The sequence below is a fragment of the Citrobacter sp. RHB21-C05 genome (assembly GCF_013889015.1).
GTDB lineage: Bacteria > Pseudomonadota > Gammaproteobacteria > Enterobacterales > Enterobacteriaceae > Citrobacter_A > Citrobacter_A sedlakii.
Genome location: NZ_CP057611.1, coordinates 4,442,867 through 4,458,196, shown reverse-complemented (window position 1 = coordinate 4,458,196; position 15,330 = coordinate 4,442,867). Strand labels below are relative to the sequence as shown.

Below are 15,330 nucleotides of genomic sequence, written 5' to 3'. Positions count from 1 at the left end.
AACTGCTTACGCGGCATTAACACCCAGCCGCTCGACAATAATGGAGATGATTATGAGTTATACACTGCCATCCCTGCCGTACGCTTACGATGCACTGGAACCGCACTTCGATAAGCAGACGATGGAAATCCACCATACCAAACACCACCAGACTTACGTTAACAACGCTAACGCAGCGCTGGAAAGCCTGCCGGAACTGGCCGCGCTGCCGGTTGAAGAACTGATTACGAAGCTGGATCAGGTGCCTGCGGACAAGAAAACGGTTCTGCGTAACAACGCGGGCGGCCATGCTAACCACAGCCTGTTCTGGAAAGGCCTGAAAAAAGGCACCACCCTGCAGGGCGACCTGAAAGCCGCTATCGAGCGCGACTTCGGTTCCGTTGATAACTTCAAAGCGGAATTCGAGAAAGCCGCTGCCACCCGTTTCGGCTCCGGCTGGGCGTGGCTGGTGCTGCAAGGCGATAAACTGGCTGTTGTTTCTACCGCCAACCAGGACTCCCCGCTGATGGGTGAAGCGATTTCTGGCGCATCCGGCTTCCCGATCCTGGGTCTGGACGTGTGGGAGCACGCTTACTACCTGAAATTCCAGAACCGCCGTCCGGACTACATCAAAGAGTTCTGGAACGTGGTGAACTGGGACGAAGCTGCGGCGCGTTTCGCGGCTAAAAAATAATTTGTCTGTCGGATGGCGCGGTGACGCCATCCGGTACGCATCAGCAGGCCCGGTGAGCGAGAGCGCCGCCGGGCCTGTTTTTTTATCTGCCAAAAACGGTATCGATCGTCTGGCATTGTTGCGCATTCAGTTCTCCACCCGCGTTGCGCGACACGCCGGTGCAATAGCCAAACTTGCGCGATACCACTGTTTTAATGGTGGTGACAAAATCCTCGCCGATGGCGTAAATCGACATATAAACGCCGATCTTCTGCTGGATATCGCGCAGGGTGGCGAGGTCGCCCGCCCTGAATGCCTCGCGCGCGCTGACAAACAACTCCGGCATTACGTTGTTCAGCCCGGAAATAATCCCCGCACCGCCTGCCAGCAGGTTAGGAATGTAATATTCGTCATAACCGGACAGTACCGCGAAATCATCGCGTACCGCGCGCGTCGCCTGGATCATGCTGCGGGTATGCGACTGACAGTCGACGGTATCTTTAATACCGGCGAAGTTCGGGAATTCGCCGGCGAGGGTTGCGACCAGCTCCGGCGTTAAATCGCAGCCGGTACGCGCCGGAAAGTTATAGGCGAACCATTTGCCGCTGAGCTGTTGCCCAAGCTGGCGAAAATAGCGCAATAGCTGGGTTGGCGTCTGGCCGTAGTAATACGGCGGCAAAACCATCACCGCGTCATAGCCTGTGAGATACGCTTCCTTCGCCATCAGCAGCACGTCCTGCGTACAGGTTGAGGAGACGTTAGCAACCATTTTTAGCGTGCTCATGGCGCGCGCCTCACGAATCAATAACAGACGCTCTTCTAACGAGAAGGAGGCGAATTCCCCGATACTGCCCATCAGTAAAATGACGTCGATTCTGGCCTCTGTCAGGCGGCTCAGGTGTTGCTTAAGCCCGTTGAGATCGATCTTGCCGTCATTATCCATTGGCGTAATGGAGGGGCACCAGACGCCAGCAAACTGCGTTTGACCTGTCACGTTGTTGACTCCTTATTCTGAAATGGCGTTTCAAAAGACCGTTCATTGATAACATGTCTCTTACTGCATCATGTGAACCGTGCTCTCATTTTGCGCACCCGAGGTAAAATAATTGTGGTTAAATAGAGCAAATTTATCGGGGAGAGGGACCAGATGCGCTATCCAGTAGAGGTATTTACCGGCAAGATTCAGGACTACGCGGGAAACCGCCCCAGTGCGATCGCCAAAATTCAGGTAGATGGCGAACTTAAGCTCACCGAACTCGGTCTGGAAGGCGACCAGCAGGCGGAAAAGAAAATCCACGGCGGGCCGGATCGCGCGCTGTGTCATTACCCCCGCGAGCATTACGGCTGGTGGGCGCGTGAATTCCCTATGCAGGCGGAGCGGTTCGTGGCGCCGGCATTTGGTGAAAATCTCTCAACCGAAGGACTCACCGAAGAGAACGTCTTTATTGGCGATATTTTTCGCTGGGGCGAGGCGCTGATCCAGGTTACGCAGCCTCGTTCGCCGTGTCATAAGCTTAACTTCCATTTCGGCATCAGCGATATGGCAAGCCAGATGCAAAACAGCGGTAAAACCGGCTGGCTGTGCAGCGTGATTGCCGCCGGGAACGTGTCGACGGACGCGCCGCTGGAGCTGGTCTCCCGTATTAGCGACGTGTCGGTGCAGGAAGCCATCGCGATTGCATGGCATATGCCGTTCGATGATGAGCAGTATCATCGTTTGCTGTCGGCGGCAGGGCTGTCGAAAAGCTGGACCAGAACAATGCAGAAACGCCGCCTGAGCGGCAAGATAGAAGATCAGTCGCGGCGTCTGCGCGGCTGAAACCTTTATCGCCATCCGGCAACGAAACGTGCCTGATGGCGTTGCTTAACAAGACCTACGGGCATACAAGGATGTGCAGGCCGGACAAGACGTTTTCGTCGCCGTCCGGCACGACAACGTGAGTTACGAACGCTTATACAGCGGCAGCCAGATCACCAGCCGTAGCCCGCCGAGCGGGCTGTCTTCGGCTTTCACCCAGCCACGGTGCTGTTGAATTGCAGTTTCAACAATCGCCAGCCCCAGTCCTGTTCCGCCAGATTCGCGATCGCGCGCTTCGTCTGTCCGGTAAAACGGCCGGAAGATTTGTTCCCGGTCTTCTGGGCTAACGCCCGGCCCGTCGTCATCCACAGTGATCGTAATGCCGTCTTTATCCACCGCGAAGCCAACTTCGATCTTCGTATGGGAATAGCGCAGCGCGTTACGAACAATATTTTCCAGCGCGCTTTCCAGCGCGTTCGGGTTGCCATACAGCGGCCAGGGTCCCGGCGGGAAGTTCACCGTGAACGATTTACCCATCTGCTCAGCTTCAAAGGCGGCGTTATCCAACACCTCACCCCACAGCTGATTTGCTTTCATCGTTTCGCTGACCAGCGCGTTTTTCTGCTGATTGCGCGACATCACTAACAGGTCGTTGATCATGCTATCCAGACGCTGTGCTTCGGTCTCGATGCGCTCAAGCTCTTTGCTTTCGCCGCTGCGGCGGCGCAACAGCGCGGTGCCCAACTGCAGGCGAGTGAGCGGCGTTCTCAGTTCATGCGAGATATCCGACAGCAGACGCTGTTGGGTGGTCATCATGCGTTCTAGCGCGGTCACCATCTGGTTGAAACTGGCCCCTGCTGCAAGGAATTCCTGCGGGCCAGCTTCCAGCTCCGGATGCTGACGCAGGTTACCCTGGGCCACCTCATCCGCCGCGTTTTTCAGCTTGCGGGCTGGTTTCGCCAGGCTCCAGGCCAGCCACAGCAGCAGTGGCGAACTCACCAGCATGGTGACAATCAACAACAACAACGGGCGGTCAAACAGCAGGTTAATAAAATCGGATTGGGAATTGCTGGCCGGCCGAATCAGGTAAAGCTGGTAGTTATCTTCGCCGTCTCTCACCGAGAACGGCCCTACCATCTCTACGCGACCATACTTTTTCTTCTGCGGATGATCGGCGTTATCCGCCTGACCAATGAAGTTACGAATGATCTGCATTTCACTGCGTTCTGCGCCGATCACCCGTCCTTCGGTGGTCACAAGCAATAACCGCTGTCCCGGCGGCGCCCACTTGTCTATCGCGCGGAACAAGCGACGCCACCACATCAAATCATTGGGTGGATCGTTCGCAAGTTCAGCTTCTACGTGTTGCTCTATCATCAACCCCTGGCGCTGTTCGCTGTCCAGCAGCTCGGTCATTTGACGCGAATCGAGCTTGGGCAACATCAGTACCAGCATCAACACCAGCGCCAGCGTCAACCAGAAGATGGCAAAGATGCGCGCGGTTAAGCTCCCTATCATGAAGCGGAGACCATCAGATAGCCGCGACCACGCAGGGTTTTAAACCACGGATGCCCGTCTTTACGTTCCGGCAGCTTGCGGCGCAGGTTCGAGATATGCATATCAATAGCGCGGTCGAATGGCGTCAGGCGTTTACCCAGCACTTCCTGGCTTAAATGTTCACGCGAGACCACCTGCCCAAGATGCTGCGCCAACAGGTAAAGCAGGGTGAACTCGGTGCCGGTGAGCTCCAGGGTCTGGCCGTCAAAGCTGGCCTCCTGGCGGCCCGGATTCAGGCTCAGCGCGTCGACTTCCAGCGTCGGCGAGCCGTTATCGCTGCTCTGCTGCTGTTCGCTCCAGTGTGAACGGCGCAGAATCGCGCGGATACGCGCAACCAGTTCGCGGTCGTTAAACGGTTTGGGTAAATAATCATCTGCGCCCAGCTCAAGGCCGAGAACGCGATCCAGTTCGCTGCCGCGGGCGGTCAGCATAATTACGGGGGTCTGGTGTGTCTGACGAAGCGCTTTCAGCGTATCGATACCGTTTTTCTTCGGCATCATCACATCAAGCAAAAGTAAATCGATGCTGTCGTCCAGAAGCTCCAGCGCCTGTTCCCCATCATGGGCAACCAGCACCGTGAAGCCTTCCATTTCGAGCAGTTCCTTTAAAAGGGATGTCAACTCTCGGTCATCATCAACTAACAGGATTTTATTCATTGTTTACGTACCTCCGAGGCAGAAATTACGACATCAAGCGCCGCTAATCCATGACTTTACGTTGTTTTACACCCCCTGACGCATGTTTGCAGCCCGAATCGTAGACTGTCTCTCGTTGAATCGCGACAGAAAAGATTTTGGGAGCAAGTGATGCGCAAAGTTACCGCTGCCGTCATGGCCTCAACGCTGGCACTCAGTACATTGAGCCATGCTGCTGAAGTCGTTACAGGCGATAACTGGCACCCGGGCGAACCTTCGGCGCCGCGCACTGTACAAAGCCATATGTTTGACGGCATAAGTTTAACCGAACATCAACGTCAACAGATGCGAGATCTGATGCAACAGGCCCGGCACGAACAGCCTCCTGTTAATGTTAGCGAAATGGAGACAATGCATCGCCTTGTCACCGCAGAAAAATTTGATGAAAACGCTGTACGCGCTCAGGCAGAAAAAATGGCGCAGGCCCAGGTTGCCCGACAGGTCGAAATGGCTAAAGTCCGCAACCAGATGTATCGCCTGCTTACGCCCGAGCAACAAGCGGTTTTAAACGAGAAACATCAACAACGAATGGAGCAGTTGCGCGACGTGACGCAATGGCAAAAAAGTTCATCGTTGAAGTTATTGAGTAGTAGCAACTCACGTTCCCAGTAACAAACCCTGTTTTCCTTGCCATAGACACCATCCCTGTCTTCCCCCACATGATGTGGGGGTTTTTTTTGCCTGAAAATTGTCATCGTCATATTCCATTACTGTTTATCGCCTTCCGTTATACTACCGGCATGTAAAGGCAGGAGTGTTTATGAATCAATCTTATGGGCGGTTAGTCAGCCGGGCCGCGATCGCCGCGACGGTGATGGCATCGCTGTTACTTTTGATCAAAATTTTTGCGTGGTGGTACACCGGGTCAGTAAGTATTCTGGCTGCGCTTGTCGATTCGCTGGTGGATATCGCCGCGTCGCTCACCAACCTGTTAGTGGTGCGCTATTCGCTGCAACCGGCGGACGATGAACACACATTTGGACACGGAAAAGCGGAATCGCTGGCCGCGCTGGCGCAAAGCATGTTTATTTCCGGTTCGGCGCTGTTTCTGTTTTTGACCGGCATTCAGCATCTGATCACGCCTACGCCAATGAATGAGCCCGGCGTAGGGGTAATCGTGACGATTATCGCCCTGATATCGACGATTATGCTGGTCACGTTTCAGCGCTGGGTGGTGAAACGGACGCAAAGCCAGGCGGTGCGGGCGGATATGCTTCATTATCAGTCTGATGTTATGATGAACGGCGCTATTCTCGTGGCGCTCGGGCTTGCCTGGTACGGTTGGCATCGTGCGGATGCGTTGTTTGCATTAGGGATTGGCATCTATATTTTATATAGCGCCTTACGTATGGGCTATGATGCAGTGCAGTCGTTGCTGGATCGCGCCTTACCCGATGATGAACGTCAGGAAATTATTGAAATCGTGACCTCCTGGCCGGGCGTCAGCGGTGCTCACGATCTACGAACGCGGCAGTCAGGGCCGACCCGCTTTATTCAGATTCATTTGGAAATGGAAGATAATCTCCCGCTCGTTCAGGCGCATTTGGTGGCTGAACAGGTAGAGCAGGCGATTTTGCGGCGTTTTCCAGGGTCGGATGTGATTATTCATCAGGATCCCTGTTCTGTCGTCCCCAGGGAAGGCAAACGGTTTGAGCTTTCGTAAGTGTTGGTAAAAAAAGAGAGCCAGGCCCGCATTTTGTGTATAAATTACCGCCATTTGGCCTGACCTGAATCAATTCAGCAGGGAGCGATTGTTATACTATTTGCATATTCGTTGGATCGTCTCGATGTGCAGAATCGACTTCCGGCAACAGATTTCAATTTGCATTCCAAAGTTCAGAGGTAGTCATGATTAAGAAAATCGGTGTGTTGACAAGCGGCGGTGATGCGCCGGGCATGAACGCAGCAATCCGTGGTGTGGTGCGCGCAGCACTGACGGAAGGACTGGAAGTCATGGGCATTTATGATGGCTACCTGGGTCTGTATGAAGACCGCATGGTGCAGCTTGACCGTTACAGCGTGTCCGACATGATCAACCGTGGCGGTACTTTCCTGGGCTCCGCGCGCTTCCCGGAATTCCGTGACGAAAACATCCGCGCCGTGGCTATCGAAAACCTGAAAAAACGGGGTATCGACGCGCTGGTGGTTATCGGCGGCGACGGTTCCTACATGGGTGCGAAGCGCCTGACTGAAATGGGTTTCCCATGCATCGGTCTGCCGGGCACTATCGATAACGATATCAAAGGCACCGACTATACCATTGGTTATTTCACCGCTCTGGGTACCGTGGTAGAAGCCATTGACCGTCTGCGCGACACCTCGTCTTCCCACCAGCGTATCTCCATCGTTGAAGTGATGGGCCGTTACTGCGGCGACCTGACGCTGGCAGCGGCTATTGCCGGTGGCTGCGAATTTGTGGTGGTGCCGGAAGTGGAATTCAGCCGTGACGATCTGGTTGCTGAGATCAAAGCCGGTATCGCGAAAGGTAAAAAACACGCCATCGTCGCGATCACTGAGCATATGTGTGATGTCGATGAACTGGCGCATTACATCGAGAAAGAGACTGGCCGTGAAACCCGTGCAACCGTTCTGGGCCACATTCAGCGTGGGGGATCGCCGGTGCCTTATGACCGGATCCTGGCTTCCCGCATGGGCGCGTACGCCATTGAGCTGCTGCTGGAAGGCTTTGGCGGTCGTTGCGTTGGCATTCAGAACGAAAAACTGGTGCACCATGACATCATCGACGCAATTGAGAACATGAAGCGTCCGTTTAAAGGTGACTGGCTGGACTGCGCGAAGAAACTGTACTAACGCGTGTACCGCAGACTGCCGGCTGGCAGTCTGCGTTGATCAGACAAATTCCCCGTTTTTCATATTCCCCCAGGTTATAGCCAATCTTTTTTTATTCTTTAATGTTTGAATACCTTTCTGGCACGCTTTCTTCATCACAACACAACATAAGAGAGTTGGGCGATGAACAAATGGGGCGTGGGGTTAACATTATTGCTGGCATCGACCAGCGTTCTGGCAAAGGATATTCAGTTACTTAACGTGTCTTATGATCCAACCCGTGAGCTGTACGAGCAGTACAATAAAGCGTTTAGCGCGCACTGGAAGCAGGAGACGGGCGATAATGTGGTGATCCGCCAGTCTCACGGTGGTTCCGGCAAACAGGCCACGTCGGTGATAAACGGTATCGAAGCCGATGTGGTGACGCTGGCGCTGGCCTATGACGTTGATGCTATTGCCGAACGGGGCCGCATTGATAAAAACTGGATCAAACGCCTGCCGGACAACTCTGCACCGTATACCTCCACCATTGTTTTCCTTGTCCGTAAAGGCAACCCCAAACAAATCCGTGACTGGAACGATCTGGTCAAGCCGGGCGTTTCGGTGATTACCCCAAATCCAAAAAGCTCTGGCGGGGCGCGCTGGAACTATCTGGCGGCCTGGGGCTACGCGCTGCATCACAACAATAACGACCAGGCCAAAGCCCAGGCGTTCGTGAAAGCGCTGTATAAAAACGTGGAAGTGCTGGATTCCGGCGCACGCGGTTCAACTAACACCTTCGTTGAGCGCGGCATTGGCGACGTACTGATCGCCTGGGAGAACGAAGCGTTGCTGGCTGCCAACGAACTGGGCAAAGATAAATTCGAAATTGTGACGCCTGGCGAATCGATCCTCGCCGAACCGACCGTCTCCATCGTCGACAAAGTGGTGGATAAAAAGGGAACACAGACGGTCGCGGAAGCTTACCTGAAATACCTGTACTCGCCGGAAGGCCAGGCGATCGCCGCGAAAAACTACTACCGTCCGCGCGATGCGGAGGTGGCGAAGAAATATGAAAATGTCTTTCCGAAGCTAAAGCTGTTTACCATTGATGACGTCTTCGGCGGCTGGACGAAAGCGCAGAAAGACCATTTCTCGAATGGCGGCACGTTCGATCAGATCAGTAAACGTTAATCTGTGTGTTGAGCATCGGCCCGGGGCAATTGCCGCCGGGCTTTTTTATTTGTCATCATTTTGCGTTACTCTTGCAGGTCGTTTAGATACAGGGAACGCGTCATGAAAAAAATCGTTTATGGATTGCTGGCACTGCTGGTGTTTGTTGCCGCTGCGGGTGTGGGTTACTGGAAATTTATGCGTAATCCTGACGCATTACGCGACATCGTTTTTGAGCAATGTCTGCCAAACCAACTGCAGCGGCAAAATCCGGCGCCGTGTGCCGAAGTAAAACCCGATGCCGGTTACGTGGTGTTCAAAGACCGCAACGGTCCGCTGCAATATCTCCTGATGCCAACGTATCGCATCAACGGTACAGAAAGTCCGTTACTGACCGAGCCGTACACGCCCAATTTTTTCTGGCTGGCCTGGCAGGCGCGCAGCTTTATGAGCCAGAAGTACGGTAAGGAGATACCGGACAGCGCCGTTTCCTTGACGATAAACTCACGTACCGGGCGGACACAGAACCATTTCCACATCCATATCTCCTGCCTGCGTCCCGATGTTCGCGCGCAGTTGGACGCAAATCTCGCGAATGTCAGTTCCCGCTGGCTCCCCCTGCCAGGCGGATTGCGCGGACATGTGTATCTGGCGCGTCGTGTGACCGAAAGCGAACTGGCGCAGCGTAGTCCGTTTATGATGCTGGCGGAAGAAGTGCCGGACGCGCGTGACCATATGGGAAGCTATGCGTTGGCGATGGCTCGCCAGAGCGATAACGCGTTTGTTTTACTGGCGACGCAACGCAATCTGCTCACGCTGAACCGTGCCTCGGCAGAGGAAATTCAGGATCATCAGTGTGATATTCTCCGCTAGCCCCTGCTAATCTGTCATTTACTCGACCTGCCTGTCCCCGTATTCTTGATGAAAAAAACGACAGGAGACAGGCATGTCGCTCTGGCTTTCGCATCCCCTTTTTCTTCCTTCGCTGGTGATTGGCATCACCATTCTGCTCTGGGCAACCTCTCTGTTGCCGGAGTTCATCACCGCACTGCTGTTCTTTACCGTGGCGATGATGGCAAAGATCGCGCCGCCGGACGTCATCTTCGGTGGTTTTGCTTCGTCGGCGTTCTGGCTGGTGTTCAGCGGTTTTGTACTTGGCGTGGCGATCCGGAAAACGGGACTGGCAGACCGGGCGGCGAGGGCACTGTCTTCAAGATTGACCGACTCCTGGCCGCTAATGGTGGCGAGCGTGGTGCTACTGAGCTACGCGCTGGCCTTTGTGATGCCGTCTAACATGGGGCGCATCGCACTGTTGATGCCTGTCGTCGCGGCGATGGCGAAGCGTGCCGGAATTAAGGACGGAACCCGCGCATGGTACGGCCTGGCGCTTGCTGTCGGTTTCGGCACTTTCCAGCTTTCTGCCACGATACTACCGGCTAACGTGCCGAATCTGGTGATGAGCGGCGCGGCGGAAGGCGCATACGGCATCCATCTCAATTATCTCCCCTATCTGCTTCTGCACACGCCGGTATTGGGCTGGTTGAAAGGCGCTTTGCTCATTGTACTGATCTGCGGGTTATTTCCAGGCAAGCCTCAGGCGCCGCGCGAATTAACGCCGCCTGAGCCGATGAGTCGCGCCGAAAAACGGTTGGCCTGGATGTTAGCGGTGGTGCTGGTGATGTGGGTTAGTGAGAGCTGGCACGGTATTGGTCCTGCATGGACCGGGCTGGCGGCGGCGGTGATAACTTTGCTGCCGCGTATCGGTTTTATCAGCGGAGACGAGTTTGCCTCGGGCGTGAACTTCCGTACCTGCCTGTACGTTGCAGGCATACTTGGGCTGGCGATGACCGTCACGCAAACGGGAATTGGCGATGCGGTGGGTGAGGCGCTCCTGCACGTCATGCCGCTCGATCCGCAGGCGCCGTTTACCAGCTTCCTCGCATTGACCGGCATTACCACCGCGCTCAACTTCATTATGACCGCTAATGGTGTCCCGGCGCTTTACACCACACTGGCGCAGAGTTTCTCTGAGGCCACCGGTTTTCCGCTTCTGTCGGTGATTATGATTCAGGTGCTGGGTTATTCCACTCCGCTGTTGCCGTATCAGGCGTCACCGATAGTGGTGGCGATGGCGTTAGGGAAAGTACCGGCAAGGGCAGGCATGTTGCTGTGTATCGCACTGGCGCTGGCAACTTATTTTGTGCTGCTCCCATTGGATTACGCCTGGTTCAGCGTGCTGGGGAAATTATAGTTTCAATACGGTGTTAATTTTTTGTTTTGTGAGATGGTGAATTGTTTTATATGGAGCGATGGCGGTTAATAGCGAAGCGCTGATTTGCGCACTGGAAACTCAAGGACAGATTCATGGACAGATTAACCCCCATCCGCTGTTGGCCTGCCATTATCTCGCTTGTGATTACGCTGACAATCTGGTTTGTTATCCCTTGCCCACCTGAGGTCACCCCAGAGGCGTGGCACCTGTTGGCGTTGTTTATCGGCACGATTGCGGCAATTATCGGTAAAGCAATGCCGATTGGCGCTATCGCAGTTGTGGCGATTATGTTGGTGGCAATGACCGGTGTTACCAATCCGGGTAAACCTTCGGCAGCGCTTAATGATGCGTTAAGCGGCTTTTCAAACCAGCTGATCTGGTTAATTGGCCTGTCGATCATGCTGTCGCAAAGTCTGTTGAAAACCGGGCTGGGCGCGCGCATTGGCTACGGATTTATTGCGCTGTTTGGTAAAAGAACGCTGGGTATCGCCTGGGCGCTCACCCTCGCTGAAACGCTGATTGCGCCAGTCACGCCGAGCAATACCGCGCGCGGCGGCGGCATTATTCATCCGGTGATGCGGGCCATTGCGGAAAGCCTCGGCTCGCAGCCGGGAAACAGTGAAAATGGCTCCACGGGACGCTATCTCGCGCTGGTGAACTACAACATTAACCCGATCAGTTCTGCGATGTTTATCACCGCAACCGCGCCTAACCCGCTAATTGTCAGCTTTCTGCTGAAGGGGACGGATGGGGTACTGAATATGACCTGGGGGATGTGGGCTATTGCCGCGCTGCTTCCTGCGGTCGTATCACTGGTCGTGATGCCCATTGTTATCTGGTGGCTCTATCCGCCCGCGATTACGCGCACGCCAAATGCGCCGCAGTTCGCGCGGGAAAAACTGGATGCGCTTGGCCCGCTTTCGCTGGCGGAAAAAATCACCCTGGCGGTTTTCATTTTGTTGCTCTGCCTGTGGGCGGGTGTCCCTGCGATGCTCATGGGCAGCGGCTGGACTGTTAATCCCACCAGTGCCGCGTTAATTGGCTTATCGATTTTGTTGCTGACCGGCGTATTAAGCTGGGACGATATGCTTAAGTGCCGTGGGGCATGGGATACTATCGTCTGGTTTGCCGCACTGGTGATGATGGCGGATTTTCTCAGTAAGCTGGGTCTGGTGGGCTGGCTGGCGACCAGCGTCGGAAGCGCCATTGACCATCTCGGCGTTCACTGGAGCATCGCGACGCTTTTGCTGATTCTGCTTTACGTCTACTCGCACTACTTTTTTGCCAGCACCACTGCGCATATTACGGCGATGTTTGCTGCGTTTTTCGCCGCGGGATTAGGCCTTGGCGCGCCACCCGCACTGCTTGGGCTGATGCTCGGTTTTTCATCCTCTCTGATGATGTCGCTCACGCACTATGGTACGGGCACTGCGCCTATCATCTTTGGATCAGGCTATGTCACGCTGGCGGAATGGTGGAAAACGGGGCTGGTCATGAGTGTGGTCAATCTGACCATCTGGGGAGTGACCGGCGCCTTCTGGTGGCGCTGGCTGGGTTACTGGTAAAGCGATAGTGACGGGAGGAGAGCTCCTCCCGTCCCGACAACTTACGCCTGTTTAGCTGCTTCCGCCGCTTTTACGATGACAGCGAAGGCATCCGCTTTCAGAGAAGCACCGCCAACCAGCGCGCCGTCGATGTCCGGCTGAGCGAACAGTTCCGCCGCGTTGGACGCGTTTACGGAACCGCCGTACTGGATGATGACCTGTTCAGCGATTTTCGCGTCCGCTTTGGCAATGTGGTCACGGATAAACTTATGCACCGCCTGTGCCTGCGCAGGCGTCGCTGATTTACCGGTACCGATAGCCCATACCGGCTCGTACGCGATGACCGCGCCTTCGAACGCTGCTGCGCCCTGGGTTTTCAGCACGGCGTCAATCTGACGTGCGCACACTTCTTCGGTTTTGCCTGCTTCGTTTTCGGCTTCGGTTTCACCGATGCACAGAACTGGCGTCAGGCCCTGTTCTTTCAGTACGGCGAATTTTTTCGCAATCAGCTCGTCAGACTCTTTATGGTAAGTACGACGCTCAGAGTGGCCGATAATGATGTACTGCGCGCCGATGTCTTTCAGCATTTCAGCGGAAGTTTCACCGGTGAATGCGCCAGACAGATTCAGGTCAACGTTCTGCGCGCCCAGAATGATGTGGCTACCGGCCGCGGCCTGCTTCGCCAGATCGATATACATTTCCGGCGGAGCGATCGCAACCGCACAGCCAGCAACGCCAGCCAGCTCTTTACGCAGGTTAGCCACCAGCTCGTTTACCATATGGCGGCTGCCGTTCAGTTTCCAGTTACCCATCACTAAAGGATGTCGCATTGTAATTCTCCACGCTTTGTCAGCGAATTAAGGAAGATGGCCACTCTTTCGAGCAGCATGGTCTGTGAAACAGTATAGAGATTTTCCCCTGAGAGGCTTTGCTTTTTATCACTAATTAAGCCCCTCAAGATCCTCAGATAACGCCAGCTTAATCGGTTCAACCGCGAAGGTCAGCCCCTTTTCGCCGTTATCTGCCACAACATAGCGAATTGCGCCTTCGGTTTCGGCGTAGTAGCGTTTATTTTTTCCTGCGGCGAGCAGTTTTTGCAGCTTTTTCTGGCTTTGTTCTTTGGTCAGCAGTGGTGCGACGGTGCGGATCACGGCCGTCATGTACTCCAGCGCTTTCGCTTTCGCCGCTTTTTGTTCCGGCCCCTGGATCGGCAGCCAGGTGATCTGCATACTCTTGATCTTCAACGTTCCCCGCTCAAGGGCGGTAGAAGCGTACAGATTCTCGTTAATTTTGCTGGCTGCGCGGGTGAGATTGGCTTTATCGCGACTGCTGTCGATAGAACGGAATTCGTTTAACGGAAGCTTTGGGTTCTGTTGGTTAAAGTTTTCGCGAAACTGGCTGATAGAGAGATCAAATGTTGGCGCTCCGGCAAGCAAGTATGGCGCTGTGGGGGCGACCAGAGGCTCCGCCGACAGCGCGGTCACGCTGAACGTCATCGCTGAAAATAACATTAAAAACAGTGAACATCCTGGCTTCATCAATCTTACCTTTCGTTATGACTGCTCACGATTAAAACGATAACCGTCTGGCTTGTCAAAAGGGTAAACTGTCGGCGTTTTCTATTTTAAAGGAACTTTCATGACCATACAGCAGTGGTTATTCTCATTTAAAGGGCGTATTGGCCGCCGTGATTTCTGGATCTGGATGGTTCTGTGGCTTGTCGGCATGGTGGTCCTGTTTTCGCTGGCGAGCCAGTCGTTGCTCGATATCCAAACCGCGGCGTTTTGCCTGGTCTGCCTGCTCTGGCCGACGGCGGCGGTGACAGTAAAACGCCTTCACGATCGGGGGCGTTCCGGTCTGTGGGCGCTCTTGATGATTCTGGCGTGGATGTTGTTGGCTGGAAACTGGGCAATCCTGCCAGGTATGTGGCAATGGGCGGTGGGGCGCTTTGTACCGACGCTGATTCTTATCATGATGATTATCGATCTGGGCGCGTTTATCGGCACCCAGGGGGAAAATAAGTTCGGCAAAGACACCCAGGACGTTAAATATAAAGCGGAACGGTAAACAGCAGGCCGGATCCGGCGATGTCGCCCTCCGGCAAAATATTCACCAGTAGTGCTCTGCGGTCATATGACCTGGGCGACGACGCAAGTGTTTGCTCATCTGCCGGGTTTCTTTCAACAACTGCTGGGTATCGCGCACCATCTGCGGGTTACCGCAGAGCATCACATGGCTGGTCTCTTTATCTATCGGTAGCCCGATGGCTTTTTCCAGCTCGCCGCTTTCAATGAGCGCCGGAACGCGACCGGTTAACGAACCGGCGACGGTTTCCCGACTGACCACCGTCTGGATCCGCAGCTTGCCTTCATACCGTTTTTGCAGTTCCTGCATGAGCGGTAAATAGCTTAAATCGGCGGCGTAGCGCGCGGCATGGACCAGCACCAAATTTTTAAAGCGGTCCAGATCTTTTCCCCACTGCAGAATCGACAGATACGGGCCAATGGCGGTGCCGGTCGCCAGCATCCACAGCGTGTCGCAGTTGGGGATCTCTTCCAGCACAAAGAAACCAGCGGCTTCACTCACCACCAGGACTTCATCGCCGGGCTTCAGCGCCGCCAGACGCGGGCTTAGCTTGCCGTCGGGAACGGTGACGAGGTAAAACTCCAGATCCGGGTTATCGGGGGCATTCACGTAGGAGTAAGCGCGCTGGACGCGCTCGCCGTCAATCTCCAGCCCAAGCTTGGTAAACTGACCGGCAGTAAAAGGATGAACGGGGGCGTGGACGGTCAGACTAAACAGGGCATCGGTCCAGTTCTGTACCTTCGTGACTTTGCCTGTTACCCAATCTGCCATGGTTTTCTCCTGTT

At 54.7% G+C, this 15,330-nt stretch carries 16 protein-coding genes; 10 read left to right on the top strand and 6 right to left on the bottom strand.

Going from position 1 to position 15,330, the window contains the following annotated elements:
* Positions 1 to 52: 52 nt before the first annotated feature.
* On the top strand, positions 53 to 673 hold the full coding sequence (sodA, locus tag HVX72_RS21160) for a superoxide dismutase [Mn] (protein WP_042292530.1): 621 nt from the start codon (positions 53 to 55) through the stop codon (positions 671 to 673).
* A gap of 82 nt (positions 674 to 755) precedes the next feature.
* On the opposite strand, the gene HVX72_RS21155 is transcribed toward sodA, so the two are convergent.
* On the bottom strand, positions 756 to 1,646 hold the full coding sequence (locus HVX72_RS21155) for a dihydrodipicolinate synthase family protein (protein WP_042292532.1): 891 nt from the start codon (positions 1,644 to 1,646) through the stop codon (positions 756 to 758).
* A gap of 153 nt (positions 1,647 to 1,799) precedes the next feature.
* On the opposite strand from HVX72_RS21155, the gene yiiM reads away from it, so the two are divergent.
* A complete protein-coding gene (gene yiiM / locus HVX72_RS21150; protein ID WP_060570996.1) occupies positions 1,800 to 2,471 on the top strand; it encodes a 6-hydroxyaminopurine reductase in 672 nt (223 codons plus the stop codon).
* 123 nt (positions 2,472 to 2,594) lie between these two features.
* Here the strand turns inward: yiiM and cpxA are convergent, their stop codons facing one another.
* Together cpxA and cpxR are read right to left on the bottom strand one after the other, a co-directional pair.
* On the bottom strand, positions 2,595 to 3,968 hold the full coding sequence (cpxA, locus tag HVX72_RS21145; protein ID WP_042292539.1) for an envelope stress sensor histidine kinase CpxA: 1,374 nt from the start codon (positions 3,966 to 3,968) through the stop codon (positions 2,595 to 2,597).
* A complete protein-coding gene (cpxR, locus tag HVX72_RS21140; protein WP_042292540.1) occupies positions 3,965 to 4,663 on the bottom strand; it encodes an envelope stress response regulator transcription factor CpxR in 699 nt (232 codons plus the stop codon). The genes cpxA and cpxR overlap by 4 nt, the downstream gene beginning before the upstream one ends.
* A gap of 150 nt (positions 4,664 to 4,813) precedes the next feature.
* On the opposite strand from cpxR, the gene cpxP reads away from it, so the two are divergent.
* From cpxP to HVX72_RS21105, 7 genes are all read left to right on the top strand, one after another.
* Positions 4,814 to 5,314, top strand: coding sequence for a cell-envelope stress modulator CpxP (gene cpxP, locus HVX72_RS21135; RefSeq protein WP_042292543.1), 501 nt, complete (start codon positions 4,814 to 4,816; stop codon positions 5,312 to 5,314).
* A gap of 148 nt (positions 5,315 to 5,462) precedes the next feature.
* Complete coding sequence (gene fieF / locus HVX72_RS21130; protein WP_042292546.1) at positions 5,463 to 6,365, top strand: CDF family cation-efflux transporter FieF; 903 nt, start codon at positions 5,463 to 5,465, stop codon at positions 6,363 to 6,365.
* A 185-nt stretch (positions 6,366 to 6,550) separates the two neighbouring features.
* Positions 6,551 to 7,513: a 6-phosphofructokinase gene (gene pfkA / locus HVX72_RS21125; RefSeq protein WP_042292548.1), complete on the top strand. Its 963-nt coding sequence runs from the start codon at positions 6,551 to 6,553 to the stop codon at positions 7,511 to 7,513.
* A 162-nt stretch (positions 7,514 to 7,675) separates the two neighbouring features.
* Positions 7,676 to 8,665, top strand: a complete 990-nt coding sequence (locus HVX72_RS21120; RefSeq protein ID WP_181822230.1) for a sulfate ABC transporter substrate-binding protein — start codon at positions 7,676 to 7,678, stop codon at positions 8,663 to 8,665.
* Between the two features lie 102 nt (positions 8,666 to 8,767).
* On the top strand, positions 8,768 to 9,517 hold the full coding sequence (locus HVX72_RS21115) for a CDP-diacylglycerol diphosphatase (RefSeq protein ID WP_042292552.1): 750 nt from the start codon (positions 8,768 to 8,770) through the stop codon (positions 9,515 to 9,517).
* A 73-nt stretch (positions 9,518 to 9,590) separates the two neighbouring features.
* Positions 9,591 to 10,895 (top strand): SLC13 family permease, encoded by a 1,305-nt coding sequence (locus tag HVX72_RS21110; RefSeq protein WP_042292554.1) that lies wholly within the window; start codon positions 9,591 to 9,593, stop codon positions 10,893 to 10,895.
* Between the two features lie 113 nt (positions 10,896 to 11,008).
* Positions 11,009 to 12,481: a DASS family sodium-coupled anion symporter gene (locus HVX72_RS21105; RefSeq protein ID WP_042292556.1), complete on the top strand. Its 1,473-nt coding sequence runs from the start codon at positions 11,009 to 11,011 to the stop codon at positions 12,479 to 12,481.
* Positions 12,482 to 12,522: 41 nt separating this feature from the next.
* On the opposite strand, the gene tpiA is transcribed toward HVX72_RS21105, so the two are convergent.
* On the bottom strand, positions 12,523 to 13,290 hold the full coding sequence (gene tpiA, locus HVX72_RS21100; RefSeq protein WP_060571000.1) for a triose-phosphate isomerase: 768 nt from the start codon (positions 13,288 to 13,290) through the stop codon (positions 12,523 to 12,525).
* Between the two features lie 111 nt (positions 13,291 to 13,401).
* Complete coding sequence (locus HVX72_RS21095) at positions 13,402 to 13,998, bottom strand: YiiQ family protein (RefSeq protein WP_042292561.1); 597 nt, start codon at positions 13,996 to 13,998, stop codon at positions 13,402 to 13,404.
* Positions 13,999 to 14,098: 100 nt separating this feature from the next.
* Here HVX72_RS21095 and HVX72_RS21090 point away from each other — a divergent pair, with 100 nt between their 5' ends.
* Positions 14,099 to 14,527: a DUF805 domain-containing protein gene (locus HVX72_RS21090; protein WP_181822229.1), complete on the top strand. Its 429-nt coding sequence runs from the start codon at positions 14,099 to 14,101 to the stop codon at positions 14,525 to 14,527.
* Positions 14,528 to 14,569: 42 nt separating this feature from the next.
* On the opposite strand, the gene fpr is transcribed toward HVX72_RS21090, so the two are convergent.
* Positions 14,570 to 15,316 carry a ferredoxin--NADP(+) reductase gene (gene fpr / locus HVX72_RS21085; protein ID WP_181822228.1) on the bottom strand — a complete coding sequence of 249 codons (747 nt, stop codon included), beginning with the start codon at positions 15,314 to 15,316 and terminating at the stop codon, positions 14,570 to 14,572.
* Positions 15,317 to 15,330: the final 14 nt, after the last annotated feature.

What these genes read in the sequence shown, in the direction of transcription:
- sodA (WP_042292530.1), top strand. Translation starts at nt 53, where the DNA reads ATGAGTTATACACTGCCATCCCTGCCGTACGCTTACGATGCACTGGAA.
- yiiM (WP_060570996.1), top strand. Translation starts at nt 1,800, where the DNA reads ATGCGCTATCCAGTAGAGGTATTTACCGGCAAGATTCAGGACTACGCG.
- cpxA (WP_042292539.1), bottom strand. Translation starts at nt 3,968, where the DNA reads ATGATAGGGAGCTTAACCGCGCGCATCTTTGCCATCTTCTGGTTGACG.
- cpxR (WP_042292540.1), bottom strand. Translation starts at nt 4,663, where the DNA reads ATGAATAAAATCCTGTTAGTTGATGATGACCGAGAGTTGACATCCCTT.
- cpxP (WP_042292543.1), top strand. Translation starts at nt 4,814, where the DNA reads ATGCGCAAAGTTACCGCTGCCGTCATGGCCTCAACGCTGGCACTCAGT.
- fieF (WP_042292546.1), top strand. Translation starts at nt 5,463, where the DNA reads ATGAATCAATCTTATGGGCGGTTAGTCAGCCGGGCCGCGATCGCCGCG.
- pfkA (WP_042292548.1), top strand. Translation starts at nt 6,551, where the DNA reads ATGATTAAGAAAATCGGTGTGTTGACAAGCGGCGGTGATGCGCCGGGC.
- HVX72_RS21120 (WP_181822230.1), top strand. Translation starts at nt 7,676, where the DNA reads ATGAACAAATGGGGCGTGGGGTTAACATTATTGCTGGCATCGACCAGC.
- HVX72_RS21115 (WP_042292552.1), top strand. Translation starts at nt 8,768, where the DNA reads ATGAAAAAAATCGTTTATGGATTGCTGGCACTGCTGGTGTTTGTTGCC.
- HVX72_RS21110 (WP_042292554.1), top strand. Translation starts at nt 9,591, where the DNA reads ATGTCGCTCTGGCTTTCGCATCCCCTTTTTCTTCCTTCGCTGGTGATT.
- HVX72_RS21105 (WP_042292556.1), top strand. Translation starts at nt 11,009, where the DNA reads ATGGACAGATTAACCCCCATCCGCTGTTGGCCTGCCATTATCTCGCTT.
- tpiA (WP_060571000.1), bottom strand. Translation starts at nt 13,290, where the DNA reads ATGCGACATCCTTTAGTGATGGGTAACTGGAAACTGAACGGCAGCCGC.
- HVX72_RS21095 (WP_042292561.1), bottom strand. Translation starts at nt 13,998, where the DNA reads ATGAAGCCAGGATGTTCACTGTTTTTAATGTTATTTTCAGCGATGACG.
- HVX72_RS21090 (WP_181822229.1), top strand. Translation starts at nt 14,099, where the DNA reads ATGACCATACAGCAGTGGTTATTCTCATTTAAAGGGCGTATTGGCCGC.
- fpr (WP_181822228.1), bottom strand. Translation starts at nt 15,316, where the DNA reads ATGGCAGATTGGGTAACAGGCAAAGTCACGAAGGTACAGAACTGGACC.